We start from the raw sequence: 25,073 nt of genomic DNA, 5'->3' as shown, positions 1-25,073 counted from the left end.
CGGCTACGCCAGCAGGGACAGCAGGTCGCGGTCCCCGCGCTCTCGCAGCCGGCTGAGCAGGTCGGGCGAGCTGACCGGCCCCGTCAGGCCGACCCGGGTGGCGATGACCCGGACGGCCTGCTCGGAGGTGCCGCCCGGGGCGGTGTAGCCGACCAGTCGCAGCGCCCGGGCGAGCGGCTCGTCGTCCGGGTCCGCCGCGGGCAGGTGCCTGGCGCGCAGCACCCCCTCGTCCGACAGCGTCAGGAACAGGTGGCTTCCCTCCTTGGCGCCCACGTCGGCGAGGAGCGGCCCCAGCGACGAGAGGACGGGCCCCTCGCGCCAGCTCAGCGTGACCTCGCCCACCGCGCTGTCGACCGTACGGGCGGCGCCGGGCGACACTCCCAGGTAGGCGGCGAAGCCGCTGGGCAGCGGGCACTCGTCGCCACGCAGGTGCTCGGCGGTGATGTCGACCCGCAGCCACCAGCGGCCGTCCGGCTGCCGGAAGCAGCGCCGGGTCACCGATACGTCCTTCAGCGGGCGGAACGGCGACCGGCCAGCCTGTCCCGCCGCGCCGGGCCGCCCGCCGGCCTCACCGGGCGGCCGGTCCGCCTCCCGGACGGGGGTGTCCGGCTCCCGGCCCGTGTTCTCCGCCGAGGCCCGCGGCGGGGGGGCCTCGGCCTTCTCTCCGGCCCTCTTCGGCTCTTTGGGCCCCTTGGAGTCCTTCGGACCCCTGGCCTCCTTGGGACGCCCGGCCTGGGACCCGCCGCCCTGGCGCTGGGGGACCTTCTGCCCGGCACTGAGGATGCGGAGCTGGGGGACGTTCTCCAGCCACTCCTTGGACACGTCGGGATGGATGCCCAGCGAGGCGACCAGCGACAGCGCCTTGGTCATGGTCAGCGGCGGCTTCGCGCGGCTGATCACGTCGCGGGTGTGGTGGCGCAGCGCCACGATGTCGCCCTCCACCAGCCACTCGTCGACCAGGTGGTAGCCGTCCAGGGTGGCCAGCACGAACTGCCAGGCCGGAACGTCGAGGGAGGACAGCTCCCGCCGGTGCCAGCCGGCGGCCGAGACCAGGCGCGACTTGGGGGCCGCCTTGCCGAGGGTCCGCCTGACCTCCGCCAGATGCTCCCGGTACGGCGCCGCCTCCGGTGAGGCGAGCCACTCGGCGAGCCGCCGCCGCAGGTCCGCCTCCACCTCGGCGATGGCGGCGGGCGGCACCGCGAAGAGCTTGGCCAGCGCCTCCACCGCGGCGGGGTCGTCGCTGAACACCCTGTTCTGCGCGACGGCCCAGCTCCGGTCGTCCAGGCCGGCGAAGGCCGCGTCCAGCAGGTCGGGGAGGTCGGAGGGCGCGTGCTCGGCAGCGGGCCCGGCCGGGCCCGCGTCGTCCACCGCGGCTCCGGCGTCCGCCACGGCCGGTGACGCCGCGGGGTGCGGGCCGGGTGCGGGCGCGGGGTCCGGCTCGGGTTCGGCCACGGGGTCCGGTTCGGGTTCGGCGGCCTGCTCGGCCGCGCGGACCGGCTCGTGCTCCGGTTCGGGGTCCGCGGCGGGTTCCGGGTCCGGGGCCGGTACGGGGGCCGGCTCGGACGCCGCGGCGGATCCGGACGCCGGGGCGAACGCGGAGAAGGGGACGGGCGCGGGGGACGGGACCGGCGCGGGGTCCGGCTCGGGTTCGGCCACGGGGTCCGGTTCGGGTTCGGCGGTCTGCTCGGCCGCGCGGACCGGCTCGTGCTCCGGTTCGGGGTCCGCGGCGGGTTCCGGGTCCGGGGCCGGTTCCGAGTTCGAGTCCGGGGCCCGGTCCGGGAGCGGTCCGGGCCCGGAGACGGGGACCGGCCCGGCCTCGGCCTGGAGAGCCTCGGGGGCCCGGGGGGCCTCAAGGATCCGGGGGGCCTCGTGGGCCTCGTGGGCCTCGTGATCCGGCTCGTGGGCCTCGGGGGCGGCGGAGGCGAGGGAGGCGGCGGGCACGGACGCCGGGGAGCGGTCGGCCTCGGCCCGCTCGGGATGGGCGAAGTGGTCGAACGCCGCGCAGAACAGCACGTGCACCACGGGGAACGCCTGGATGAAGGGCTGGTCGCGCAGCTCGCGGCCGGTGAGGGCGAGCAGGCCCGCCCAGGAGCCGGTGCGGTCGAGCGCGATGGCGGTGCACGGCTCGTCCGCCTCGTCGGGATCCAGGACGTACAGCGCGGGCAGCACGTCGCCCACGGCGGCGGCCGGCCAGTGATCCAGGGCGATCCGGGCCAGCAGCTCCGCCAGCCGTTCCGTGCCCAGCACGGCCAGCACCCGGTGCAGCGGCAGGCTGCGCCACCAGGCGTCCGGCAGGTCGGGCTGGTCGGCCAGCTCCGGGATCGTGGCCGCGTCGCTCCAGCGCAGCGGCGGCACGAGGTCACTCAGACAGAAGTTCATCCGCTCCCCTTCCCAGCCCCTCCAGCCGCCCGATTCGCTTCACGTCGCCGGGGAACGAGACTTATGGAACAGACCATAGTCTGGCAAATCACCCCGGCGCATCGGGCCGGTTCAGCGGCGTACGGCCGCGAACCTGAGCCGCACGTAGTCCGCCATCCAACCGGTCTCCCGGCGCAGCGCGGGCGCGGCCAGCTCGTTGACCCGGCGCAGCAGCGGCTCGACCATCCCGGTGGGGACCGTGCGGAGCAGTGACCCGGCGAACATCCGCACCCAGCCAGCCGCCCCGTCCGGGCACTCGTCCATGGGGGTCGGCCGGTCGAAGTACTCGAGCAGCCGGACGACGAACCCGCCCCGCTCCAGCCGCGCGGCGTACTCGGCCGGGGTCGGGAAGTACCACGGCAGGTCGGGTTCGGGCAGCCCGTGCTCCCGCCAGGCGGTGGACATCGCCGCCGTCAGCGCGGCGCAGTTGCCCGCGCCGCCCATCTCGGCGACGAACCGCCCGCCCGGGGCCAGTGCCTCCCGCACGCTGGCTATCACCGCGTCCGGCTCGCGGCCCATCCAGTGCAGCGCGGCGTTGGAGAAGACCGCGTCGTACGGCTGGGCGACCGTGAAGTCGCTGCCGTCGCCGACGATGAAGTCGATCCCGGGGTACTGCGCCAGGGCCTTCTCGATCATCGCCGCCGAGCCGTCGATCCCGAGGACGTGGGCGCCCCGGGCGGTGATCTCGGCGCTCAGCACCCCGATGCCGCAGCCGAGGTCGACGACCCGCTCACCCGGCCGCGGGTCCAGCAGGTCGACCAGGGGCGCGCCGTACGCGGAGACGTATCCGAAGCCGGTGTCATGGGCGCGAACGCTCCACTTCGTCATGCCGGGGGTGTCGTTTAGCAAGACGTCAGCTCTCTTCCGAACACCACGGCCTCTTGCCGGTGCTCCCGAGACACTTTAGAGCCTCGGAGATGCCCCGACATATCAGTCCGAGAAGCCCCTTTGGTGAGCGACCGTCCCACGGGTTCCTTATGTCAGCCGGCCTTCTTCGCGTCCCAGCGGTGACGGAGGTAGCCCTTGGCCGCGTCGATCTCCGACACGGTCAGGTAGACCGGCTCGGCCCTGGTCGCGGGCAGCTTGGCCGCCAGCGCCTGGTCGAGGGCGCCGCGCATCCGCAGGGCCTCCGTCCGCACCGGGCGGGCGTAGCCCTTCATCATGAGGTTCTGGCCCCGGTCGGAGAACAGGAACTCCTCCCACAGGCGCGCGGCGGCCGGGTGCGGGGCGTTCCTGCTGATCGCCTGCACGTAGTAGCCGCCGAGCGCGGTGCCGCCCGGGACGACGACCTTCCAGCCGGGCCGGCCCGCCCCGGCCGCCGCGGCGGCCCGTACGGCGTTCTGGTAGTCCCAGTCGATGACGACGTTGGCCGTCCGCTCCGCGGGCGCGAGGTTGCCCGCCCGGCGCAGGCGGTCGAAGAACTCCACGCCCCGCTCCACCCTGGCGCCGCCGTCGCCGAGGGACACCGCCATCACCCCGCCGAAGGCCGCCGCGGACTGCCGGGGGTCACCGGGCAGCGCGACCCGGTAACCGGGCTTGAGCAGGTCGGCGTAGGACGAAGGGGCCGCGACCTTCGAGGAGTCGTAGGCGATGGACATGTAGCCGCCGTACCCGGCGTACCAGCGCCCCGCGGGGTCCTTGACGCGGTCGGGGATGTCCTGCCAGCCCTGCACCCGGTAGGGGGCGAAGGAACCGGCGTGGGCGACCGCGACCTCCAGGCTCAGGTCGAACACGTCGGGCCTGAGCCGGCTCGCGGCCTGGATCTCCCGCTCGCTGCTCGCACCGGGTTCGAGCTGATCGACCTTGACCCCGTACTCCCGGGAGAAGGTGTCGATGATCTCGCCGTAGTTGATCCAGTCGCGCGGCAGCCCGATCACGGTGAGCGTGCCCTCCTTGCGGGCCGCCTCGACCAGGCGGTCCATGGTCGAGAACCCCTCCCGCATGGAGGCGGCGTTCACCTTGACCGGTGGAAGCTGCCTGGTCTCGGTAGCCGGGGCGCCACACCCGGCGATCGTGGCGACGAGGAGCACGGCGGCGGCGCTGATGCGTACGGTCACCCATCGGATACTCGCCGCGATACGCGGGGCGGTCGAGGAGGCGCGGCCGTTCTTGGGAAAGGGGTTACGCCGGGATCATCGGAGAACGGGCGCGGGTCCTCGGGGAGCGGGCCTAACCCCGGCGTTCCGGGACGATCCTGGCCGCCGCGAGCGTGTCCTCGGCGATCTCCACCAGGGAGCCGTCGCGCCTGCGCACGCCCAGCGTGCCGTCGTGCCAGAACTCCAGCACGCCCACCGCGTCCCGGAAGCCCTCGGGGACCCGTCGTCGCGTGGTTACCCTTTTCCCCACGTCGGATGGGGTTATGGTGATGACGAGGCGAGCGCCGAGGCCTGGGGCCATCGTTTTTGCCCCCTCCCGTTTCGGACATGTGACGGGCACGGCAATACTAGGGCGTAGCAACCCCGCGGTCGAAGTCGCGCCTAGGTGCGTAAAGGAAGAAGGAGCCCGAGGTGACCTACGTCATCGCGCAGCCTTGCGTGGACGTCCTGGACAAGGCGTGCATCGAGGAGTGCCCCGTCGATTGCATCTACGAGGGCGAGCGCATGCTCTACATCCACCCCGACGAGTGCGTGGACTGCGGTGCGTGCGAACCCGTCTGCCCCGTTGAGGCGATCTTCTACGAGGACGACCTTCCCGAGCAGTGGAAGGACTTCTACAAGGCCAACGTGGAGTTCTTCGAGGAGCTGGGCTCCCCCGGCGGCGCCTCCAAGGTCGGAAAGATCGAAAAGGACCACCCGGTCGTCTCGGTCCTGCCCCCGCAGGCCGAGGGCCACTGAGCGACACCGAGCGTCACTGAGCGCACGCCGGCGGGCGGTGGCGGCACGGAGCCGCCCCGCCCGGCGAGGCTCCGCCCTCCCCGGCGGAGCCGCCCGGCCCCGCCGTGCGGGGCCACACCGATGACAAGCCATCTCCCGCGCCGGCGGGGGAGACGTCCAGCGGGGGAGAGCCGTGATCGATCTGCCTGACTTCCCATGGGACCGGCTCACGCCGCTGAAGGAGCTCGCGGGGTCGCATCCCGAGGGGATCGTCGACCTGTCGGTCGGCACCCCCGTCGACCCGGTCCCCGCCCTGGTACGGCAGGCCCTGGCGGACGCCTCCGACAGCCCCGGATACCCGCTCACCCACGGCACCGAGCGGCTCCGCGCCGCCGCGGCCGGCTGGCTGCGGCGCAGGCACGGGGTGACCGTCGACCAGGCGGACGTGCTGCCGCTGATCGGCTCCAAGGAGCTGGTGGCCTGGCTGCCCACGCTGCTCGGCGTCGGCCCCGGGCAGCGGGTCGTCTTCCCCGAGCTGGCCTACCCGACCTACGACGTCGGGGCCCGCCTCGCGGGCGCCGAGCCGTACGCCACCGACGGGCTGCTCTCGCTCGGCCCGGAGCGGGTGCCGCTGGTCTGGGTCAACTCCCCGTCCAACCCGACCGGCAAGGTCCTGCCCGCCGAGCACCTGCGCAAGGTCGTCGCCTGGGCGCGCGAGCGCGGGGCCGTCATCGCCTCCGACGAGTGCTACATCGAGCTGGGCTGGGAGGAACGGCCGGTCTCGATCCTGCACCCGGACGTGTGCGGCGGCTCGCACGAGGGCCTGCTCGCCGTCCACTCGCTGTCCAAGCGTTCCAACCTGGCGGGATACCGCGCCGGGTTCGTCACGGGCGACCCCGCGCTGGTCAGGCGGCTGCTGGAGGTCCGCAAGCACGCCGGCATGATCGTGCCCGGGCCGGTGCAGGCGGCGGCGGCCGCCGCCCTGGACGACGACGGGCATGCCGACGAGCAGCGTGCCCGCTACGCCGCCCGGCGCGCGGCGCTGCGCCCCGCCCTGGAGGCGGCCGGCTGGAAGATCGACCACTCCGTCGCCGGGCTGTACCTCTGGGCCTCCAACGGCGCCGACTGCTGGTCGCAGGTCCGCGAGCTGGCCGAGAAGGGCATCCTGGCGGCCCCCGGCGACTTCTACGGCCCGGCCGGCGCGTCGCATGTCCGGATCGCGGTGACGGCGACGGATGAGCGGATAAGTGCGGCGGTGCGGCGCCTCCAGTAGGATCCGGCGCCATGATCTCTGGGGCCGCCGTGGCAGTCGGACTGGGCGTGGTCGCCCTCGTCCTGCTGGCCGGCGCGTTCGTGGCGGCCGCCCGGCGGAGCGGGCGGCGCTCCGCGCGCCGCTCACCGGCTGGGACGCCCCCGCGCCGCCGCCCACCGGGGCCGCGCCGCCGTCCGCGTCGCCGTCCGGACCGGAGGCGGGCCACGCCGGCGTCGACCATCCCGACCCCCGCGCCATCAAGGTGGGCGACACCATCGAGTGCCAGGGCGTGCGGAGCCGCGTCATGGGTGCCCTGTACCTGTCATGGCAGGGCAACCAGTGGACCGAGTACCTCCTCGACGACGGCTCCCGCCGCGACCGGTGGCTGTCGATCGAGACGCGCCCCGGCTCCGACGACGCCCTCCACCTGGAGGTGCTGCTGTGGACGCGGGTGCCCACCCAGGGCATGATCCCCGCGAAGACCACGCTGACCGTCGAGGGGGTCGAGTTCTTCCCGGTGGATCGCGGCACGGCCGCCTTCCGCGGGGAGGGCGTCAGCATGCCCGAGCGGGGGCTGCTCGACTTCGCCGACTACCGCGCCGCCGACGGCCGGCTGCTCAGCTTCGAACGGCTCCAGGGCCACCGCTGGAGGTCCTTCCACGCCCAGCCGCTGCCGCCCGGTTCGATCACCTTCCACCGGCGCGCCGACCTCGCCTGACGGGAATCCCGGCGCGGCACGGAATCAACTCCCGGCCCGCACGGAATCAGCTCCCGACCAGGCGCGGAACCGGCTCCCGGCCCGGCCCGGCACGGAACCGGCTCCCGGTGCCGAGCCGGGCGGCGCGGGTCCGGGGCGGCCGGGACCTCCGCCGGCGGTGGAGCGGATCCCTCAGGAGATCTCGACCCGCGCCGCCGTCGCCGCGGCGTCCGGACGCCAGCCGTCCTCGCCCTTCGCCGACGTCCAGGCCCGGCCGTCGTAACGGATCCGGCGCAGCCCGAACTCCTGGGCGTGCGCCACCGACCAGGAGGCCACCAGCCAGCCGCGCCTGCGCGAGTCGGTGTCGAGCGTGGCGCCGGGCCCCAGGGCGCGGGCCAGCCGCCGCCTGGCCCGCTCGGTGGCGGGCGGCGGCGTCGCGCTCGCCGGCTTCGCCGTGGCGCGCACGGCCGTGGGACTCTTGCTCGGCTTCGGGGGGAACCAGCAGTGCACGGCCCCGGGAACCCGCCCGGTGAACGCCGCGGCCAGGATCTCCCCGTCGTCCTCGTGCTGGGCGTAGGCCGACCCGTCGGCCGAGCGCTGCACCCGCTGGGCCGCCTCGTGGAGCGGCAGCTTGCGGTAGTTCTTCACCTTCACCAGCGCCGAGAAGAACTTCCCCGTGGCGTAGACGGGATCCACGAGCTGCTCGGGCTTGCCCCAGCCCTGGGACGGCCGCTGCTGGAACACCCCCACCGAGTCGCGGTCGCCGTAGGTGAGGTTGTAGAGCTTGGACTCCTGGATGCCGGTGGCGTAGGCGATGACCACGGCCCGCTCGGGCAGCTTCCTGCGGGCCGCCACCGCGGCGATGACGGCGGCCACCTGGGCCTGCTCGATGTCCAGGTCGCGGGTGCCCTTCGGGGTGGTGACCCGGCAGCCCTCACCGGGCCCGGCGAGAGTGGGGACCCGATGGAGAAGCTTGAAGACGCCCACGGTGATGGCCACCGCGAGCAGGACCACGATCACGATGATCGCGATGACCCCTTTGGAGAAGCGCCGTCGCACCCTGAAGAACCTACCGGTACGGCGAGGTGCGGGGATCCGCCTCCGGGCCGTCCATCCGGCCGTGGCGGGCTCTCCGACCGGCCACGCGCCCGCCCGCCGTACCGGAGTCGACCGAGGCGGGCCCGCCCGGCGGTCGCGTGCCCCGGGGAGATCCGCGGCCGGGCCGGTAAGGTCGCGAGCATGGGTACGCGTCTGGATCTCACACAGGACGTCGGCGCGCTCACCGCGCGGATCGTGGACGTCGAGTCGGTCAGCGGTCACGAGAAGGCGCTGGCCGACGCGGTCGAGGAGGCGCTGCGGGCGCTGCCGCACCTGACCGTGCACCGCGACGGCGACGCGGTCGTCGCCCGCACCGCGCTGGGCCGCGGCGAGCGGGTGGTGATCGCCGGGCACATCGACACCGTGCCGGTCGCCGGCAACCTGCCGAGCCGGGTCGAGGACGGCCTGCTGTACGGCTGCGGCACCTCCGACATGAAGTCCGGCATCGCGGTCGCGCTGCGACTGGCCGCCGCGCTGCCGGAGCCGAGCCGGGACGTCACGTACGTCTTCTACGACTGCGAGGAGATCGAGGTCGAGCGCAACGGCCTGCTCCGGCTCAGCCGCCGGCACCCCGACTGGCTCGCCGGGGACTTCGCGGTGCTCATGGAGCCCACCGACGGCGTGATCGAGGGCGGCTGCCAGGGCACGCTGCGGGCGCAGGTCGTCACCCGCGGCAAACGCGCGCACAGCGCCCGGTCCTGGCTCGGGGTCAACGCCGTCCACGCGGCCGGTCCGGTCCTCGCGATCCTCGACGGCCACCGCGCCAGACGGCCCGTCGTGGACGGGCTGCAGTACCACGAGGGCCTGAACGCGGTCGCGATCAACGGCGGAGTCGCCGGCAACGTGATCCCCGACGAGTGCGTGGTCACCGTCAACTACCGTTTCGCCCCGGACCTGTCACTGGAGGCGGCCCAGGAGCACGTGCGCGGGGTGTTCGACGGGTTCGAGGTCCACTTCACCGACGGGGCGCCCGGTGCGCGGCCCGGCCTGTCCCACCCGGTGGCCGCGGCCTTCCTGTCGGCCGTCGGCGGTGAACCGCGGGCCAAACTCGGCTGGACCGACGTCTCGCTCTTTTCCGGTCTCGGCGTTCCCGCGGTGAACTACGGGCCCGGAGATCCCAATCTCGCGCACCAGCGGGGGGAGTACGTCGCGCTGGAGAAGATCGTCGAGTGCGAGCGCAGAATGCTCGACTGGCTGAGCTGACCGCCGGCATGCCCGGCTGGCTGGGCTGACGGCCCGCCCGGCGACCCGGACGGGCCGGGCCCAAATGAAAGTGGCTTTCCTCGTCGGCCATTTGACGGGGAAAGCCACTTTCAGTCCCGAGCAGCACCCTCGGCGGTTAGACGCGCGTTCGGCGAAATCCGGTTCCGTGTTCGCCAGTAGATTTTTCAAGATTTTTGTTGAACGGGCTAGCGTGTTCGGCATGAAGAAGACACGCCCGGAACGCCGGCAGGGGGCATCCCTGGTGCGCGGCGCCCTCGTTTCCGACTCCACCCACGACCAGAGGCTCCTCGACCGCAGGGGGCCGGCGGACTGGCTGCACATGGACCCCTGGCGGGTCATGCGCATCCAGGCGGAGTTCGTGGAGGGCTTCGGACAACTCGCCGAACTGCCCCAGGCGGTCACCGTCTTCGGGTCCGCGCGGACCAAGGAGGGCACGCCCGAGTACGAGATGGGCATCGAGCTCGGCCGCAAGTTCTCCGAGGCGGGCTACGCCGTGATCACCGGGGGCGGGCCCGGCTGCATGGAGGCGGCCAACCGGGGCGCCAGGGAGGCGGGCGGCGTCTCCGTGGGCCTGGGCATCGAGCTCCCCTTCGAGCAGCAGATGAACGAGTACGTCGACCTCGGCATCGAGTTCCGCTACTTCTTCGTCCGCAAGACCATGTTCGTGAAGTACGCGTGCGGGTTCGTGACGCTCCCCGGCGGCTTCGGCACGATGGACGAGCTGTTCGAGGCGCTGACCCTGGTGCAGACCCGCAAGGTCACCTCCTTCCCCGTGGTGCTCATGGGCACCGAGTACTGGGGCGGCCTGCTCGACTGGATGAAGACCACCCTGGTGGGCTCCGGCAAGATCTCCCCGGCCGACATCGACCTGATCTACGTCACCGACGACGTGGACGAGGCCGTACGGATCATCACCGACGCCGACCGGAACCGGTCGCGGCACCGCCAGGACGAGGAGCGGGCGGCCGCGGGCACGGTCGGCGACGCCCAGTAAAAGACGGTCGTAAGGTCTCAACGTGTTCGTATGCGTATTCCTGGCGTCGAGCCAGAAGATCGACGCGAAGTATCTGACGCTGGCGGAGGAGGTGGGGGCCGAGATCGCCCGACGGGGCCACACGCTCGTCAGCGGCGGCGCCAAGGTCTCCTGCATGGGCGCGGTGGCCCGCGCCGCCCGCGCGGGCGGCGGCCGCACCATCGGGGTCATCCCCCAGGCCCTGGTCGACATCGAGGTCGCCGACGAGGACTCCGACGAGATCGTCGTCACGACCGACATGCGGGAGCGCAAGGGCGTCATGGACGCCCGGTCCGACGCGTTCCTGGTGCTGCCCGGCGGCATCGGGACGCTGGAGGAGCTGTTCGAGATCTGGACGGCGCGCACGCTCGGCCTGCACGACAAGCCGCTCGTGGTCCTCGACCCCTGGGGGCTCTACGCGCCGCTGCGGCAGCTCGTGGACAACCTGCACGAGGCGGGCTTCACCCGGCCGAACGTCTTCGACGCGCTCTCCTGGGCCACCACGGTCGAGGAGGCGTTCCAGCACCTGGAGAAGCGGACGCGGCACCTGGTGCCGAGCCCCGAGGAGATCGGCGAGTCCACGCCGTAGGCACGCGCTCCGGCCTGGCCTGGTCTCAGGCCAGGCCGCGGCGGGTCAGCGCGGGCGGGCGCCGCCCGGCGAGGGCGTCGGCCATCTCGGCGGCCTGCCGTACCGGGCCGGGGCGGGTCGTGCGCAGGACCCGCGCCCCGGCCCAGACGCAGACCGCGGCCACGGCCAGCTCCGCGGCCTCCTCGGCGTGCCCGGCGTGCCCGGCGGCGCTCCCGACCAGGGCCGCGGGGGTCACGACGACGGTGTGCCCGGCGCGGGCCAGCTCGGCGATCCCGGCGACGGAACGGGCCTCCACCCAGCCGGGATCACCCGGATCTCCGGGGCCGATCACCACAAGAGCTGCCATGACCCCAACCTTAGATCAGGGGAGTTGTGGCACGATTCGTATGTGCTGGTCGTACTCGCGCTCGCGCTCGCCGCCATCGCCATACTCGCCGGTGTCTGGGCGGTCGCCACGGGACGGGGTGACGAACTGGGGGAGTTCACCCCGGACGTCCCGCCGCTCGGCCTGCCCGAGGCAGGGCAGCTCGGCGCGGTCGATCTCATGGCGCTGCACCTGCCGGTGAGCCTCGTCGGCTACCACACCGAGAGTGTGGACGAGGCGCTGAACCGGGTCGCCGCCGCGCTGAGCGAGCGCGACACCCGGATCGCGGTGCTGGAGCAGCGGGTGTCGGAGCTGCTGGCCGGCCGCCTCAAAGCCCGCCAGGAGGCCTACGCCGCGCCGCTGAGCGGTCCGCGCACCGAGCACGAGCCCGAGGCGCCGTGGGGCCCCACGGAGCTGCTGGAGACCCATCCTGGGGAGCCGGCGGCCCCCGGCGGTTCCCCGGGCGCCCCCGCCGTGCCGTACGGCGACCGGGCGACCGGGGGCGACGCCCTGCCCGCCCTACCGGCCGAGGACGACCCGGAGGCCGAGGGCGGCTCGAAGGCGGAGGACGACCCGAAGGAGACCGCCGTGGAAGGCACGGACGGTGAGGGCGGCGAGACCGGTGAGACCGGCACGGCCCCGGAGCCCGGCGGCCGCCCCGCCCACGGTGACCGGAGCGACCGGGACGATCGGGACGATCGGGACGATCGGGACGGTCAGGCGGGTGGCGACGACCGGGACGGCCGGACCGGCGAGCACGATCGGGCCGGCGGGGCCGGCGGGGCCGACGGGGCGGTCGAGGACGACCGGCCTGGCCAGGATGACCGGAACGACCGCGGCGACCGCGGCGACCGCGGCGACCGCGGTGATCGGAGCGACCGCGGCGACCGGGAAGTGAGGGAGGCGCGATGACCGAGCCGGTGCGCTGCGGCTGGGCCGGTTCGGCCCCCGAGTACATCGCCTACCACGACGACGAGTGGGGCCGCAGGGTCGAGGGCGACGATCTGGTGTTCGAGCGGCTGACCCTGGAGGCGTTCCAGTCCGGGCTGTCGTGGATCACGATCCTGCGCAAGCGGGATAACTTCCGGGCCGCCTTCGCCGGGTTCTCCATCCCCGCCGTGGCGGCGTTCGGCCCGGCCGACGTCGAGCGTCTGATGGGCGACGCCGGCATCGTCCGCAACCGCGCCAAGATCGAGGCCGCCGTCGCCAACGCCCGGGTCGCGCTCGACGGGGGCCTGTCCGAGCTGGTCTGGCGGTACGCCGACCCCGGATCCCCGGTCCCGAAGACCCTGGCCGACGTGCCCGCCCAGACGCCCGGTTCCAAGGCGCTCGCCAAGGAGCTCAGGGCGCGCGGGTTCCGCTTCGTCGGCCCCACCACCGCCTACGCGCTCATGCAGGCCATCGGCCTGGTCAACGACCACCTGGCCGACTGCTGGGTCCGCGACGCCTGCCGCTGACCTCCGGTCCCGTCCGGCGCGGCGGGCCGTGCCGCCCCGGTGAGCCTTCCCGGGCCCGGTTCGGCACGGATCAGTTCCGCGCGTCCAGGGCCGTTCCGTACAGGCGTGACACCCGGAGCCTGATCACCACGCGCCGGTCCTTCACCATCTGTTCGAGGAACGCGGTCTCGTCCGCCGGGTCGTCGAAGCCGCCGGCCATCGCCAGCAGTTCCCGCCCGGTCGCGTCACCGGGCTCCGCGCTCGCCTCCGACACCTCCGCCTCGCCCTCCGCGACGGCGTAGGAGAAGACGTTCTCACCCTGGGCGTGCAGGGTCGCGCGCGGATCATGCCGCAGGTGCGTCACCTTGATGCGTCCCTCGGCCGACGAGATCCGGATGACCCGCTCCTCGGGGTCCCAGCCGAAGACCATCGAGGCCAGGTGCGGGCGGCCGTCGCGTTTGACGGTCGCCAGCACGCCGAACCGCTGCTCGCCGAGGATGCGGGCCACTTCGTCCTCGGTGAGGGGCCGGGCGCCGGGGCCCTGGCCGGGGCCGTAGTCGTTCTCGCTCATCTGGGTTCTTCCTTGTCGGTGGTCGGGTGGTTCCGGTGGCCGGGCGTGGCGGTCAGGAGGTGAGGGAGACCTCGCCGTCGTGCTCCGCCGTCACGGCCCGGGTGTCCCCGGGCCGGCGCAGTACGGTGAGCGCCACCAGGACGGCCGCCGCGAGCAGGCCGGCGGAGGTGGAGAAGGCCAGGTGGTAGCCGCCGGTGAGCGCGGCGGCCCGGCTCTCGCCCTCTCCGAGCAGCTCCTCCGTGCGGGACGCCGCCAGCGTGGACAGGACCGCGACGCCGAGGGCCATGCCGATCTGCTGGGTGGTGTTGAAGAGGCCGGAGGCCAGGCCCGCGTCGTCCTCGCGCGCACCGGACATGCCGAGCGTGGTCAGCGCCGGGAGGACCAGCCCGCCGCCCGCGACCAGCACCATCACCGGCAGCAGGTCGATCACGTAGCCCGCGTTCACCGGGACGCGGGCCAGCCACAGCATGGCGGCCAGCAGCATGAGCAGGCCGCCCAGCAGGACGGCGCGTGCGCCGTACCGGGCGCTGAGCCGCGCGGAGACGAAGAGGGAGATGGCGCCGATGGCCACCGCGGCGGGGAGCATCGCCAGGCCGGTTTCGAGGGCGCCGTACCCGAGGACACGCTGCATGTAGAGCGCGACGAGGATCTGGAAGGCGAACATCGCCGACAGCGCGAGCATCTGGACGAGGTTGCCCCCCGCGACGTTGCGTGAGCGCAGGACGCGCAGCGGCATGAGCGGGGTTCCCGCGGTGGCCTGGCGGACGACGAACCCGGCGAGCAGGGCGAGCGAGACGGCGCCGAGGCCGAGCGTGTGGGCCGAGAGCCAGCCGTGTTCCTCGACCCTGACCACCGTGTAGATCCCGAGCATCAGTCCCGAGGTGACCAGCGCGGCGCCCGCGACGTCCGCCCCGGCGGCGAGGCCGAGCCCGCGGTCACGCGGCAGCGCCGGGATCGCCAGGGCGATGGTGAGCAGCCCGATCGGCAGGTTGATCAGGAAGATCCAGTGCCAGTCGAGCAGGTCGGTGAGCACTCCGCCCAGCACCTGCCCGAGCGAGGCGCCCGCCGCGCCGGTGAACGCGAAGACCGCGATCGCCTTCCCGCGTTCCCGCTCCTCGGTGAACAGCGTCACCAGGATGCCGAGCACGACGGACGAGGCCATCGCGCTGCCGACGCCCTGGCCGAACCGCGCCGCGATGAGCAGGCCCTGGCCGTCCGCGACCCCCGCCAGCACGGAGGCCGCGGTGAACACCGCGTTCCCGGCCAGGAACATCTTCTTGCGGCCGATCAGGTCGCCCAGCCGCCCCGCCAGCAGGAGCAGCCCGCCGAACGCGACGAGGTAGGCGTTGACGATCCAGCTGAGGCCGGCGGGCGAGAAGCCCAGGTCCCGCTGGATGGCGGGCATCGCGACCGTCACGATGCTGCCGTCCAGGATCGTCATCAGTCCCGCGGCGGACAGCACGCCGAGGGCCAGGGGTCTGCGAGGGGATGCGAACGACACGGGTCGTCTCCTGTTCCGTAAGGCAACAGGAGAGACGCTAACAGATTGTTTTGTTGTGGACCATCCCTATCGAACCTGTTTTGTTGTCGCCTAGTGGCCCTCGAACACGGGCCGCTCCTTCCTGAGGAAGGCGCGGGTGGCGTTGACGTGGTCGTCGGTCCTCGCGCACTCGTCCTGGAGGGTGGCCTCCTGGTCCAGGGCGTCCGGCAGGGAGGCGCCCGCGGCGAACGCCAGGGCCCGCTTCGTGGCCCCGTAGGCGCTCGTGGGGCCCTGTGCCAGCCGTACGGCCAGCTCCCGGGCGGCGGTGTCCAGCTCGGCGGCCGGGACGACCCTGGAGACGACCCCCAGCTCCAGCGCGCGGGCCGCGTCGAGCGGCTCGCCGAGCAGCAGGAGCTCGGCCGCGCGGGCCGGGCCGACCAGGCGCTGCAGCGTCCACGAGGCGCCGGAGTCGGGGGCCAGGCCGATGCCGGTGAAGGCCATGGCGAACCTCGCCTTCTCGGAGGCGATCCGCAGGTCGCAGGCGAAGGCCAGGGAGGCGCCCGCTCCGGCGGCGACACCGTTCACCGCGGCGACGACCGGCTTGTTCATCTCGGTGAGCGTCCGGACGATCGGGTTGTAGTGGGCCCGCACGGTGTCGTTCAGCCCCTGGCCCGCGTCCAGGGAGGCCGCGTGCTCGGCCAGGTCCTGGCCCGCGCAGAACGCCCGGCCCGAGCCCGTCAGCAGCACCGCCCGCACGGCGGGGTCCTCCGCGGCCCGGGTCAGCGCGTCCAGCAGGGCGGCCTTGGCCCGCAGGGTCAGCGAGTTCATCGCCTCCGGCCGGTTGAAGGTGATGGTGGCGACGCCGTCGCCGACGGAGTAGAGGACGTCGTTCACGTCGTTCACGAAGCTGGCTCCTTGGCTTCCTGCGGTTCGGTGAGGGTGAGATGGCGGTCGACGAACGCGGCGGCGGCCGGCAGGAGCCGGGCGGCCTCCCGCTCGAAGTAGGCCCGCGCCTTCTCCCCGGGCCAGCCGGGCGGCAGCAGGTCGGCGGGCAGTCCGGGGTCGCGGAACAGGAAGTTGCGCCAGCCGTGCACGAGCCTGCTGCGGGTGGCGAACGCCCGGTCGTCGGAGGCGTCCGCGGGCAGCCCGCCGACGAGGTCGACGGCCCGGGACAGCCACTCCTCGTAGGCCGCCCCGACGCCGTCCAGGTCCCAGGCGCGGGCGGCCAGCGCCGCGGGGTCGCCGTCCAGCGCGGCCTCGAACCGGTCGGCCCGCGCGCCCTCGGCGGCGAGGACCCCGTCCAGCTCGGGGGAGGGGCGGGGCCCGATCCAGGTGCTCTCCGTCAGGGGGGCGTACCCGATGAAGGCGAGGTCGGCCCGGAGCCGCTCCCGCCGGGGCCGCTCGCGCACCGGTTCCACCACGAGGATGTGCCACCGGCCGTTCCACGTGATCGTCTCAACTCGGTAAATTCTCATGGCCGTCTCGTCGAGGCGGCGCACGCACTTGGCGGTGGCCTCGTAGCCGGGCCCCTGGGGCAGCCTGGCGGGGGCGAGCCAGCCCTGCCGGACCATCCGGGAGACGGCGGTGCGGACGGCGGGACCGGCGATGTCCAAGGGTGCGAGCAGCCGGACGAGGGCCGCCACGGACGCGCGGCCGCCCCGGGAGCGCAGGTGGTCCCCGTACAGATCGAACAGTGCGGCGCGGGCGTTCACGGGGACAAGTCTGGTCGCCGGACGGGGTCACGGACAACGGTGCCGATTGCCGGATGAGTCGAAGGGGAGGCTGATCGTTACCATTCCGAGCGCGGAGACGGGATAATAGGACATCACAGAAGACGTGAATGCGTCGGCCACCCTCGGGTCTGACGGAGATCCGGAGCCCGAAGCAGGAAGGGATACACGCATGGCGGCTATGAAGCCGAGGACCGGCGATGGTCCGCTGGAGGTCGTCAAGGAAGGCAGGGGGATCGTCATGCGTGTTCCCCTCGAAGGCGGCGGCCGGCTCGTCGTCGAACTCTCGGCGGACGAGGCTGTTTCCCTCGGTGAGGAACTGAAGAAGGTCGTCGGCTGATCCAGATCCGAGACGGCGGTGCCAACGGGTCCTCCTGAGCGCTCCCCAGGGGAGCATGACACCCGCCATGACCCGCGCGACCGCGACCGATGAACGCATGACCACGGCCCTGGCCGCCGGACCGCCCGAAGAGGCGGCTCGCGCCGGGGCCGTGGTGTTGTCCCCGGCTGACTGACTGGAGTGCTTTCCATGCCCATCTCCCCGTGTTCACTCGTCTCCCGGCCGCCGGCGGGCCTCGGCCTGCCCGCCGCCGGACCGGCCGGCGCGTCCGCCGAGGGGGGTGAGCGGGTCGCCGGGGACGCCGGGCTGCTGGCCGTGCCGTTCGGCCCGGACCTCGTCCTCCAGGAGGCCGCGGCCGGGGTCGCGCTGCCGGTGCCGGTGGCCGCGCTGCTGGCCCACCACCGGGCCAAGGGCGAGGCCGGGGAGATCATCGAGGTGCCCGTCGCCGACGGCGACTCCGTCGGCCGGGTGCTGCTGTACGGCGTCGGCGACGGCTCGGCCGACGCGCTGCGCAAGGCGGGCGCGGCCGTGGCCCGGCGCGGCAGGGGTCGCGACGGGCTGCGGGCCGCGCTGCCCGAGGGCCCGGTCGAGGCGTTCGTGGAGGGCGCGCTGCTGGCGACCTACACCTTCCGCATGGGCGAGCCGCAGAAGCCCGGGCCGGTGGAGCGGATCGAGTTCGTCGGCGAGGGGGCCGAGGCCGCCGTGGAGCGGGGCGAGACGGTCGCCCGGGCGGTGGCGCTCGCCAGGGACCTCGCCAACACCCCGGCGTCGGTGAAGTCCCCCGCCTGGCTCGCCGAGCGCGCCCTGGAGCAGGGGGTCGCCGCGAAGGTGTGGGACGCCGAGGCACTGCGCGCCGAGGGGTTCGGCGGCATCCTCGCGGTCGGCCAGGGCTCGCCCAACCCGCCGCGCCTGATCCAGCTGTCGTACGAGCCGGAGGGCGCCACCGAGCACGTGGTGCTGGTCGGCAAGGGCATCACCTACGACAGCGGCGGCCTGTCGCTCAAGCCCACCGAGGGCATGAAGTTCATGAAGACCGACATGGCCGGCGGCGCCGTCGTCATCGCGGTGCTGGGCGCGCTGGCCGCCCTCGGCGCGCGGGTCCGCGTCACCGGGCTGATCGCCGCGGCCGAGAACTCCTTCTCCGGCTCGGCCCAGCGCCCCTCCGACGTGATCACCCAGTACGGCGGGCGGACCGTCGAGGTCCTCAACACCGACGCCGAGGGGCGCCTGGTGATGGCCGACGCGCTGGCCTACGCCGACGCCGAGCTCGACCCCGACGTCATGGTGGACATCGCCACGCTGACCGGAGCCATCGGCATCGCCCTCGGCAAGGGGCTGGGGGCGCTCTTCGCCTCCGACGACACCCTGGCCGCCGGCCTGTCCGCGGCGGGCGAGACCTCCGGCGAGCGGCTGTGGCGGATGCCGCTGATCGACGACTACGCGCCGGCCCTGAAGTCGTCCGTGGCCGACCTGGCCAACATCGAGGCCGGGTCCACCTACGGCGCGGGCTCCATCACCGCGGCGCTGTTCCTGCGCGAGTTCACCGGCAAGCGCCCCTGGGCGCACCTGGACATCGCCGGCGTCGGGCGCAGCACCGCCGACGAGGGCGTCTTCGCCAAGGGCGCCACCGGGTACGGCGTGCGCCTGCTCCTCGCGTGGCTGACCGGCCGGTGAGCCGGGCCGGGTTCCGCGGGTCCCCGTCGTGACGGTGACCCGCGGGACCCGGGACCCGTCCTACGGGTCCCCGCCGTGACGGTGACCCGTGGGAACAGGACCTAGTCGTCGAGCTTGACGGCGGCCAGGACGCCCTCGCCGAGGGGGATCATCAGCGGGCGCAGCCGTTCGTCGGACCGCACGAGCTTGCCCAGCTCCCGCATGGCGACGGCGTCCGGGTCGCGGTGCGCCGGGTCGGCGATCCGGTGGCGCAGGAGGGCGTCGCCGAACACCACGATGCCCCCGCGGCGCAGCAGGCGCACCGCCTCGTCCAGGTAGTCGGCGCACTCCTGCCGGGAGCCGTCGCAGAAGACCAGGTCGTAGCCGCCGTCCGACAGGCGGGGCAGCACGTCCAGCGCCCGGCCGGTGATCAGCCGGACCCGGCCGCCGGAGAAGCCCGCCTGGGCGAAGACCTCCCGTGCCAGCCGCTGGTGCTCCGGCTCCACGTCCACGCTGGTCAGCGTGCCGTCCTGGCGCATGCCGCGCAGCAGCCACAGGCCGGACACCCCGCAGCCGGTGCCGATCTCCACGACGGCTCGGGCGTTGATGGCCGTGGCCAGGAAGCAGAGGGCCGCGCCGCCTCCGGGCGGGATCGGAGGTGCTCCCACCTCCGCGCCGCGCTGCCGCGCGGTGCGCAGAATCTCGTCCTCCGTGTGGAACCCGTCGGCATAGGCCAGAGTGGCCTCCAACGGACTTGTCGGCGACTCTGCCATCGGCCTCTCCTCCCGCTTTCTCCGTACACAGTCAGGCAGTGGGGCCCATAGTCCATATAGGCACTGGGTCGCAGCCTAAGGGAGCCGGGCCGGATCGGGAACTCATGTCGCCCGCGGTGCGTTGCACGGTTTAAGCGGCCTTTGCCGGTCCTCAGGACTGGCAGTGCACATGAGGGGGCGAAACCAGGCACTATGGCGATAGCGGTGGTCCCGGAGAGAGGAGTGCCGGTGGAGGATCCCAACCACCAGGCAGACGCTCCCGTGTCCGAATGGACACCTCCCACCTGGGAGGAGGTGGTCCGCACTCATTCCGCCCGCGTCTACCGGCTGGCGTACCGGCTGACCGGCAACGTCCACGACGCGGAGGACCTCACCCAGGAGGTCTTCGTCCGGGTCTTCCGGTCCCTGTCGAACTACACGCCCGGCACCTTCGAGGGCTGGCTGCACCGCATCACCACCAACCTGTTCCTCGACATGGCGCGCCGCAGGCAGCGCATCAGGTTCGAGGGTCTCGCCGACGACGCCGCCGAGCGGCTGCGCGGGCGTGAGCCGTCGCCGGCGCAGGCGTACGACGACACCCACCTGGAGCCCGACATCCAGGCGGCACTCGACGCGCTCGCGCCGGAGTTCCGCGCGGCCGTCGTCCTCTGTGACATCGAGGGGCTGTCCTACGAGGAGATCGCCGCGACGCTGGGGGTGAAGCTCGGCACCGTCCGCAGCCGCATCCATCGCGGGCGGGCGCAACTGCGTGACGCGCTGGAACACCGCGCGCCCAGGGGCGACCAGCTCCCCCCGACCATCACCCGTGGGGAGGAGTTCGCATGACCGGTCTCAGTCATGACGGACACCACCGCGGGCCGCTTGGCAAGGAGTGCGCATGAGTCATCTTGGAGAACGCGTTTCGGCGCTGGTCGACGGTGAGCTGAACCACCACGAGCGCGACCGCGCCCTGTCGCACCTCGCCTTCTGCGCCGCCTGCCGGGCCGAGGTCGACGCCGTGCGGGCGCTCAAGACCCGGCTGCGGTCCCTGGACGGTCCGGCCGTGCCCGCCGACCTGTCGATGTCGCTGCTGAGGATGGCCGAGCCCGGCGGCCCGCTGCCGCCGCGCGAGCGGCCCTTTCCGTCCGGACGGACCTTCGGCGGCGCGCCGATCCCGAGCATGCACAGCGTGGCCCCGCCGGACAACCGGCCGCGAGGCCGGGCCCCGGGCGCCCGCCGGTCGAGGAGGTTCGGCTACGTCGCGGTGGGTGTGGCCTCCGCCGCGGTGGCGATCGGCACGATGTTCGCCGTGAACGGCTCCACCCCGGCCACGCACGTGCCGCCGGCCGACATGTTCGCCAACCACCACCGGCAGGTCACGCCCTCGGGTACGGCGACGCCGACCCCGTCGCCCACCGTCGTTCCCTGACCTCCGCGCGGACCGGCTCCGGTCCGCGCCCGTGACGACGCGCCGCCCGGTCCACCCGGCGGCGCGTCGTCGTGTTCCGGGGCCGCGCCGAACTCAATCCCCTTTGCCGGATTTGATGGGAAAAGTTCCATGGCTGGCATGCCGGGCGACGCAACGGGCATACGATCTGGATCCGGGACTCAGCCGAGCAGGAGACGATCTGGGCGAGTGGAGGTCATGTCTACACCGTCTGCGCGGGCGTTCCGGCCGGCATGGCCGACACCGCAGCGGTGGCGCCGCCGCACTGGCCCGGAGCGGGCCGCCGCACCACTCGGGGGAAGGCGCGAGCCGTTCACCCTTCTGTTCCGATCCCTTCGGGAAGGCACGCTTTACATCTCTCGTATGCCGCTCAGGGGAGGATTGCCGGATCGTTCCGGTGAGCGGCCTCGTGCGAGGCAAGGAGTGGTGAATATTCGATGACCGACGAGACCCGCCCCCACGAGGCGAACGACGCCGAGGGGCGCACGCCGTCGGGCTTCGCCGACGACAGGGGGAACGCCCCCGAACCCTCTCGTCCGGATTTCCTGCCCGCCGGAGAGGCGCCGCCGTCCGGCGGCCAGCCGTCGCGCGGCGACGGCTGGAACCGGCTGGGAGACCCCGGCCAGCAGGGTCAGCCCGGACAGCCGGGTCAGTACGGCCGGCCGGACCCGCACGGGCAGCGGAACCCCGGCGAGCACCCCGGGCCCGCCGACCACCCCGGCCCCGCCGAGCGGCCCGGGTGGCCGGAGACCGGCGAATGGGCCGCCCGGTCCGGGGAGAGCGGCCATGACCCGGCTCACAACCCCGGTCAGGACCCGAACCGGAACCCCGGCCAGGGGCCCGGCCCCGCCGGCGGCTGGGGCGACCCGTCGGGCAGGGCCCACCACGACACGGCGATCTTCACCACCCCGGCCGGCCCGCCTCCTCCGCCGGAGCACGCGTTCGGCATGGGCCCCGGCTGGGCCCCGCCCCCCGGCCCCCCGATGGGTGGCGCGGTCCCCGGCGGCAGGCGCGGGCCGCGCACCGGCACCCTCGTCATCCTGGCCGTGGTGATCGCGCTGCTCGCCTCGACGCTGGGCAGCCTCGGCACCTACCTCCTCACCCGGTCCTCGGCCTCCGGCACCGACCCGTCCTTCAGCCTGGGCAAGCCGCCGAACGGCTCCTCGGCCCGGCCGCCGGACTCGATCGCGGGCGTGGCCGCCCGGGTCCTGCCCAGCGTGGTCTCGCTGGCGGTCAGCGGCGGCTCCGGCGCGAACACCGGCTCGGGCTTCCTGATCAAGGGGGGTTACGTGGTGACCAACAACCACGTGGTCGCCGGGGCCGCGAACGGCGGTGAGATCCAGATCCAGTTCAGCAACCGCAAGTCCAGCCCGGCCCGGATCGTCGGCCGCGACCCCGAGTCCGACCTCGCCGTGGTCAAGCCCGACGACACCTTCGGCGCCCCCCAGGCCACGCTCGGCAACTCCGAGAACGTGGTCGTCGGAGACCCGGTCGTGGCCATCGGCTCCCCGCTCGGCCTGACCGGCACCGTCACCTCCGGCATCATCAGCTCGCTCAACCGCACGGTGCAGGCGGGCGAGGAGAACAGCTCCGACACCACCTGGTTCAGCGCGATCCAGACCGACGCCGCCATCAACCCCGGCAACTCCGGCGGCCCGCTGGTCAACGCCAACGGCGAGGTCATCGGGGTCAACTCGGCGATCGCCACGCTCGGCAGGTCGCTCGGCGGCCAGAGCGGCAGCATCGGCCTCGGCTTCGCCATCCCGGTGAACCACGCGCGCCGGGTCGCCGAGGAGCTGATCAGCACCGGCGTCGCCAAGAAGTCGCGGATCGGCGTCACCATCGACCAGACCTACCAGGGCGCGGGGGTCCGGATCGCGAGCGAGGCCGAGCGCGGCGCCCAGCCGGTCGAGCCGAACGGCCCCGCCGACAAGGCGGGTCTCAAGCCCGGCGACATCATCATGGAGGTCGACGGCACGGTGCTCCAGGACGGCAGCGAGCTGATCGCGGTGATCCGCAACAAGGCGCCCGGCGAGAAGGTGACGGTCAAGTATCAGCGCGGTGGCCGGGAGAAGACGGCCGTCGTGACCATCGGCACCGCGACCGCCCAGCCCTCGCCCACCCCCTCCTGAGGAGGCGACGGACGGGTGCAGGCTCAGGTGCGGGGACATTAGTCTGGAAGCTCCCGGGGTGTGTGCCCCGGGAGCCGCCCGGCGTTGCCCCGTTAGGAGATCACAGTGTTCGGACTCGGCTGGCCTGAGATCGTGGCGCTCGTGGTCATCGGCCTGCTCGTCTTCGGCCCGGAGAAGCTGCCGCAGGCGGCCGCCCAGGCGGGCCGTACGCTGCGCAACCTGCGGCAGATGGCCAACACCGCCAAGCAGGACCTCCGGACCGGGCTGGGGCCGGAGTTCGCCGACTTCGACCCGGCCGACCTGAACCCGAAGAACTTCGTCCGCAAGCACCTCACCGGCGAGCTGGAGGACGACTGGAACGGCGCCTCCGCGGCGGCCACCGCCACGGCCACGCCGGCGCCCGCCGGCTCCTACGCCGCCCAGGCGGGCGGCGAGCTGGGCTACGGCGAGATCCCGCCGTACGACTCCGAGGCGACCTGACCCGGGAAGGGCCGTCCGGCCCCCGGGAAGACGGGCAAGGGAAGACGAGAAAGAGGAGGCGCCCCCGCCGAAGGGGGGCGCCTCCTCTTTCTCGTCTTCCCGGGCTTTCCGCCGTCCCGGGGTCCGGCTGCCGCGTCAGCGGCCCCGGGTCGGGGAGATGCCGAGCTGCATGCCCCTGAGGCTGCCGGCCCGCTTGCCCAGGCCGTTCGCGATGCGGATCAGCTCGGCCGCGGCCGGGGCGTCGGGGTCGCTGAGCACCAGCGGCTTGCCCGCGTCGCCGCCCTCGCGCAGCCGCATGTCGATCGGCACCTGGCCGAGCAGCGGCACGCGCGCGCCGAGGGTGCGGGTGAGCGCGTCGGCGACGGTCTGGCCGCCGCCCTCGCCGAACACCGAGATCCGCTCGTCGCAGTGCGGGCAGGGCAGCCACGACATGTTCTCGATGACGCCGGCGATCTGCTGGTGCGTCTGCACGGCGATGGACCCGGCGCGCTCGGCCACCTCGGCGGCGGCCTGCTGCGGGGTGGTGACCACGAGGATCTCCGCCGACGGCATCCGCTGCGCCACCGAGATGGCGATGTCACCGGTGCCCGGGGGCAGGTCCATCAGCAGCACGTCGAGGTCGCCCCAGTAGACGTCGGCCAGGAACTGGTGCAGCGCCCGGTCGAGCATCGGGCCGCGCCACACGACCGGGGTGTTGCCCTCGGGCTTGAACATGCCGACCGAGATGACCTTCATGTCGTGCGCCACCGGCGGCATGATCATGTCTTCGACCTTGGTGGGCCGCTCGGAGACGCCGAGCATGCGCGGCACGCTGTGGCCGTAGATGTCGGCGTCCACGACGCCCACCTTGAGGCCGCTCGCGGCCATGGCGGCGGCGAGGTTGACGGTGACGGAGGACTTGCCGACGCCGCCCTTGCCCGAGGCGACCGCGAACACGCGGGTCAGAGAGCCGGGCTTGGCGAAGGGGATCTCCTTCTCCGGGCCCCGGGCGCCGCGCAGCTTGGTCTGCAGGGCCTTGCGCTGCTCGGGGCTCATGACGTCCATCTCCACCTGGACGCCGGTCACGCCGTCGATCCGGGAGACCGCGGTGGTGATGTCGCGGGTGATGGTGTCCTTCAGGGGACAGCCCGACACCGTGAGGAAGATCCCGACACGCACCACCCCGGCGGGGGAGATGTCGACGCTTTTGACCATGTCGAGTTCGGTGATCGGCCGACGGATCTCAGGATCGTTGACGGTCGCGAGGGCGGCCGTCACCAGTTCCGGGGTAGGTGCCATCGAAGTGTCGGCAACGACCGTCACCCTGGGGCGACGGGGTGCCGTCCCTCCTTGTCTATGATCGTCCGGGCGGGTCGTGCGGGCGGGTGCCCGTGCGTCGCGACGCCCAGCGGCTGGGCGAGGAGCCGCTCCCCGGAGGGAGCGGAGAAGAGGTCACGGCCCATGGTATGAACCCGGGGTCGTCACGGGGAATTCCGGGATCCGGCGGTGAACGCCGAATTCAGGAGATCCCCTATGTAGATGCATGTGCAACGTTCTAAGGTTACCCCGTGACCGTGACGGCGGGCGAGCCAAGAGAGGCCACCGG

General features: G+C 73.3%; 26 protein-coding genes. 14 read left to right on the top strand and 12 right to left on the bottom strand.

What is annotated here, in order from left to right; genetic code table 11:
* Positions 1–3: 3 nt before the first annotated feature.
* The 4 genes from ACQP10_RS32965 to ACQP10_RS32950 form a co-directional block, all read right to left on the bottom strand.
* Positions 4–2,379, bottom strand: a complete 2,376-nt coding sequence (locus ACQP10_RS32965; RefSeq protein ID WP_433540303.1) for a hypothetical protein — start codon at positions 2,377–2,379, stop codon at positions 4–6.
* A 111-nt stretch (positions 2,380–2,490) separates the two neighbouring features.
* Entirely contained in the window at positions 2,491–3,246 is a 756-nt protein-coding gene (locus ACQP10_RS32960) for a class I SAM-dependent methyltransferase (RefSeq protein WP_346019022.1), read from the bottom strand.
* A gap of 152 nt (positions 3,247–3,398) precedes the next feature.
* A complete protein-coding gene (locus ACQP10_RS32955; protein ID WP_346019023.1) occupies positions 3,399–4,475 on the bottom strand; it encodes an ABC transporter substrate-binding protein in 1,077 nt (358 codons plus the stop codon).
* A gap of 112 nt (positions 4,476–4,587) precedes the next feature.
* Positions 4,588–4,764, bottom strand: a complete 177-nt coding sequence (locus tag ACQP10_RS32950) for a putative acetyltransferase (RefSeq protein WP_346019024.1) — start codon at positions 4,762–4,764, stop codon at positions 4,588–4,590.
* A gap of 161 nt (positions 4,765–4,925) precedes the next feature.
* Here ACQP10_RS32950 and fdxA point away from each other — a divergent pair, with 161 nt between their 5' ends.
* From fdxA to ACQP10_RS32935, 3 genes are all read left to right on the top strand, one after another.
* The gene (fdxA, locus tag ACQP10_RS32945; protein ID WP_179825355.1) at positions 4,926–5,252 is read left to right on the top strand and encodes a ferredoxin; all 327 of its coding nucleotides are present in this window, start codon (positions 4,926–4,928) and stop codon (positions 5,250–5,252) included.
* 172 nt (positions 5,253–5,424) lie between these two features.
* A complete protein-coding gene (gene dapC / locus ACQP10_RS32940; protein ID WP_179825353.1) occupies positions 5,425–6,504 on the top strand; it encodes a succinyldiaminopimelate transaminase in 1,080 nt (359 codons plus the stop codon).
* Positions 6,505–6,787: 283 nt separating this feature from the next.
* The gene (locus ACQP10_RS32935; RefSeq protein WP_433540302.1) at positions 6,788–7,201 is read left to right on the top strand and encodes a DUF4178 domain-containing protein; all 414 of its coding nucleotides are present in this window, start codon (positions 6,788–6,790) and stop codon (positions 7,199–7,201) included.
* Positions 7,202–7,372: 171 nt separating this feature from the next.
* On the opposite strand, the gene ACQP10_RS32930 is transcribed toward ACQP10_RS32935, so the two are convergent.
* Positions 7,373–8,239 carry a hypothetical protein gene (locus ACQP10_RS32930; protein WP_346019026.1) on the bottom strand — a complete coding sequence of 289 codons (867 nt, stop codon included), beginning with the start codon at positions 8,237–8,239 and terminating at the stop codon, positions 7,373–7,375.
* A 180-nt stretch (positions 8,240–8,419) separates the two neighbouring features.
* On the opposite strand from ACQP10_RS32930, the gene dapE reads away from it, so the two are divergent.
* The 3 genes from dapE (at position 8,420) to ACQP10_RS32915 (ending at position 11,103) form a co-directional block, all read left to right on the top strand.
* Entirely contained in the window at positions 8,420–9,481 is a 1,062-nt protein-coding gene (gene dapE, locus ACQP10_RS32925; protein ID WP_346019027.1) for a succinyl-diaminopimelate desuccinylase, read from the top strand.
* Positions 9,482–9,701: 220 nt separating this feature from the next.
* Positions 9,702–10,496: a TIGR00730 family Rossman fold protein gene (locus tag ACQP10_RS32920; RefSeq protein ID WP_346019028.1), complete on the top strand. Its 795-nt coding sequence runs from the start codon at positions 9,702–9,704 to the stop codon at positions 10,494–10,496.
* 22 nt (positions 10,497–10,518) lie between these two features.
* Positions 10,519–11,103: a TIGR00730 family Rossman fold protein gene (locus tag ACQP10_RS32915; protein WP_346019029.1), complete on the top strand. Its 585-nt coding sequence runs from the start codon at positions 10,519–10,521 to the stop codon at positions 11,101–11,103.
* 25 nt (positions 11,104–11,128) lie between these two features.
* Here ACQP10_RS32915 and ACQP10_RS32910 read toward each other — a convergent pair whose 3' ends face one another.
* The gene (locus ACQP10_RS32910) at positions 11,129–11,449 is read right to left on the bottom strand and encodes a hypothetical protein (protein ID WP_433540301.1); all 321 of its coding nucleotides are present in this window, start codon (positions 11,447–11,449) and stop codon (positions 11,129–11,131) included.
* Positions 11,450–11,491: 42 nt separating this feature from the next.
* On the opposite strand from ACQP10_RS32910, the gene ACQP10_RS32905 reads away from it, so the two are divergent.
* Together ACQP10_RS32905 and ACQP10_RS32900 are read left to right on the top strand one after the other, a co-directional pair.
* The gene (locus ACQP10_RS32905; protein ID WP_433540300.1) at positions 11,492–12,379 is read left to right on the top strand and encodes a hypothetical protein; all 888 of its coding nucleotides are present in this window, start codon (positions 11,492–11,494) and stop codon (positions 12,377–12,379) included.
* A complete protein-coding gene (locus tag ACQP10_RS32900) occupies positions 12,376–12,924 on the top strand; it encodes a DNA-3-methyladenine glycosylase I (protein ID WP_433540299.1) in 549 nt (182 codons plus the stop codon). The genes ACQP10_RS32905 and ACQP10_RS32900 overlap by 4 nt, the downstream gene beginning before the upstream one ends.
* 70 nt (positions 12,925–12,994) lie before the next feature.
* Here the strand turns inward: ACQP10_RS32900 and ACQP10_RS32895 are convergent, their stop codons facing one another.
* The 4 genes from ACQP10_RS32895 to ACQP10_RS32880 form a co-directional block, all read right to left on the bottom strand.
* Positions 12,995–13,474: a PPOX class F420-dependent oxidoreductase gene (locus ACQP10_RS32895; protein ID WP_346019033.1), complete on the bottom strand. Its 480-nt coding sequence runs from the start codon at positions 13,472–13,474 to the stop codon at positions 12,995–12,997.
* A 52-nt stretch (positions 13,475–13,526) separates the two neighbouring features.
* Complete coding sequence (locus tag ACQP10_RS32890; RefSeq protein WP_346019034.1) at positions 13,527–14,975, bottom strand: MFS transporter; 1,449 nt, start codon at positions 14,973–14,975, stop codon at positions 13,527–13,529.
* 90 nt (positions 14,976–15,065) lie between these two features.
* Positions 15,066–15,848 carry an enoyl-CoA hydratase gene (locus tag ACQP10_RS32885; protein WP_346019718.1) on the bottom strand — a complete coding sequence of 261 codons (783 nt, stop codon included), beginning with the start codon at positions 15,846–15,848 and terminating at the stop codon, positions 15,066–15,068.
* Between the two features lie 5 nt (positions 15,849–15,853).
* Positions 15,854–16,666, bottom strand: coding sequence for a PaaX family transcriptional regulator (locus ACQP10_RS32880; RefSeq protein WP_346019035.1), 813 nt, complete (start codon positions 16,664–16,666; stop codon positions 15,854–15,856).
* A gap of 190 nt (positions 16,667–16,856) precedes the next feature.
* On the opposite strand from ACQP10_RS32880, the gene ACQP10_RS32875 reads away from it, so the two are divergent.
* The gene (locus ACQP10_RS32875) at positions 16,857–17,024 is read left to right on the top strand and encodes a DUF3117 domain-containing protein (RefSeq protein WP_179825316.1); all 168 of its coding nucleotides are present in this window, start codon (positions 16,857–16,859) and stop codon (positions 17,022–17,024) included.
* Positions 17,025–17,213: 189 nt separating this feature from the next.
* Positions 17,214–18,698, top strand: a complete 1,485-nt coding sequence (locus tag ACQP10_RS32870) for a leucyl aminopeptidase family protein (protein WP_399501696.1) — start codon at positions 17,214–17,216, stop codon at positions 18,696–18,698.
* A gap of 101 nt (positions 18,699–18,799) precedes the next feature.
* On the opposite strand, the gene ACQP10_RS32865 is transcribed toward ACQP10_RS32870, so the two are convergent.
* A complete protein-coding gene (locus tag ACQP10_RS32865; protein ID WP_346019037.1) occupies positions 18,800–19,450 on the bottom strand; it encodes an O-methyltransferase in 651 nt (216 codons plus the stop codon).
* Between the two features lie 192 nt (positions 19,451–19,642).
* Between ACQP10_RS32865 and sigE the strand changes: the two genes are divergently transcribed.
* The 4 genes from sigE (at position 19,643) to ACQP10_RS32845 (ending at position 23,488) form a co-directional block, all read left to right on the top strand.
* On the top strand, positions 19,643–20,275 hold the full coding sequence (gene sigE / locus ACQP10_RS32860) for an RNA polymerase sigma factor SigE (protein ID WP_179825311.1): 633 nt from the start codon (positions 19,643–19,645) through the stop codon (positions 20,273–20,275).
* Positions 20,276–20,327: 52 nt separating this feature from the next.
* Complete coding sequence (locus ACQP10_RS32855) at positions 20,328–20,858, top strand: anti-sigma factor family protein (protein ID WP_346019038.1); 531 nt, start codon at positions 20,328–20,330, stop codon at positions 20,856–20,858.
* Positions 20,859–21,313: 455 nt separating this feature from the next.
* On the top strand, positions 21,314–23,008 hold the full coding sequence (locus ACQP10_RS32850) for a S1C family serine protease (protein WP_433540298.1): 1,695 nt from the start codon (positions 21,314–21,316) through the stop codon (positions 23,006–23,008).
* A gap of 105 nt (positions 23,009–23,113) precedes the next feature.
* Complete coding sequence (locus ACQP10_RS32845; RefSeq protein ID WP_179825308.1) at positions 23,114–23,488, top strand: sec-independent translocase; 375 nt, start codon at positions 23,114–23,116, stop codon at positions 23,486–23,488.
* 135 nt (positions 23,489–23,623) lie between these two features.
* Here ACQP10_RS32845 and ACQP10_RS32840 read toward each other — a convergent pair whose 3' ends face one another.
* Positions 23,624–24,766: an Mrp/NBP35 family ATP-binding protein gene (locus ACQP10_RS32840; RefSeq protein WP_179825307.1), complete on the bottom strand. Its 1,143-nt coding sequence runs from the start codon at positions 24,764–24,766 to the stop codon at positions 23,624–23,626.
* Between the last annotated feature and the right edge of the window lie 307 nt (positions 24,767–25,073).

Source organism: Streptosporangium sandarakinum, from assembly GCF_050942225.1.
In the GTDB taxonomy this organism is placed as follows: domain Bacteria; phylum Actinomycetota; class Actinomycetes; order Streptosporangiales; family Streptosporangiaceae; genus Streptosporangium; species Streptosporangium nondiastaticum.
The sequence above is the reverse complement of the archived record's forward strand: the minus strand, read 5'-3'. Positions and strand labels throughout refer to the sequence as shown.

What these genes read in the sequence shown, in the direction of transcription:
- ACQP10_RS32875 (WP_179825316.1), top strand. Translation starts at nt 16,857, where the DNA reads ATGGCGGCTATGAAGCCGAGGACCGGCGATGGTCCGCTGGAGGTCGTC.
- ACQP10_RS32960 (WP_346019022.1), bottom strand. Translation starts at nt 3,246, where the DNA reads ATGACGAAGTGGAGCGTTCGCGCCCATGACACCGGCTTCGGATACGTC.
- ACQP10_RS32910 (WP_433540301.1), bottom strand. Translation starts at nt 11,449, where the DNA reads ATGGCAGCTCTTGTGGTGATCGGCCCCGGAGATCCGGGTGATCCCGGC.
- ACQP10_RS32865 (WP_346019037.1), bottom strand. Translation starts at nt 19,450, where the DNA reads ATGGCAGAGTCGCCGACAAGTCCGTTGGAGGCCACTCTGGCCTATGCC.
- ACQP10_RS32850 (WP_433540298.1), top strand. Translation starts at nt 21,314, where the DNA reads ATGACCGACGAGACCCGCCCCCACGAGGCGAACGACGCCGAGGGGCGC.
- ACQP10_RS32840 (WP_179825307.1), bottom strand. Translation starts at nt 24,766, where the DNA reads ATGGCACCTACCCCGGAACTGGTGACGGCCGCCCTCGCGACCGTCAAC.
- dapE (WP_346019027.1), top strand. Translation starts at nt 8,420, where the DNA reads ATGGGTACGCGTCTGGATCTCACACAGGACGTCGGCGCGCTCACCGCG.
- ACQP10_RS32895 (WP_346019033.1), bottom strand. Translation starts at nt 13,474, where the DNA reads ATGAGCGAGAACGACTACGGCCCCGGCCAGGGCCCCGGCGCCCGGCCC.
- ACQP10_RS32920 (WP_346019028.1), top strand. Translation starts at nt 9,702, where the DNA reads ATGAAGAAGACACGCCCGGAACGCCGGCAGGGGGCATCCCTGGTGCGC.
- sigE (WP_179825311.1), top strand. Translation starts at nt 19,643, where the DNA reads ATGGCGATAGCGGTGGTCCCGGAGAGAGGAGTGCCGGTGGAGGATCCC.
- ACQP10_RS32870 (WP_399501696.1), top strand. Translation starts at nt 17,214, where the DNA reads ATGCCCATCTCCCCGTGTTCACTCGTCTCCCGGCCGCCGGCGGGCCTC.
- ACQP10_RS32900 (WP_433540299.1), top strand. Translation starts at nt 12,376, where the DNA reads ATGACCGAGCCGGTGCGCTGCGGCTGGGCCGGTTCGGCCCCCGAGTAC.
- ACQP10_RS32855 (WP_346019038.1), top strand. Translation starts at nt 20,328, where the DNA reads ATGAGTCATCTTGGAGAACGCGTTTCGGCGCTGGTCGACGGTGAGCTG.
- ACQP10_RS32965 (WP_433540303.1), bottom strand. Translation starts at nt 2,379, where the DNA reads ATGAACTTCTGTCTGAGTGACCTCGTGCCGCCGCTGCGCTGGAGCGAC.
- ACQP10_RS32935 (WP_433540302.1), top strand. Translation starts at nt 6,788, where the DNA reads ATGGGTGCCCTGTACCTGTCATGGCAGGGCAACCAGTGGACCGAGTAC.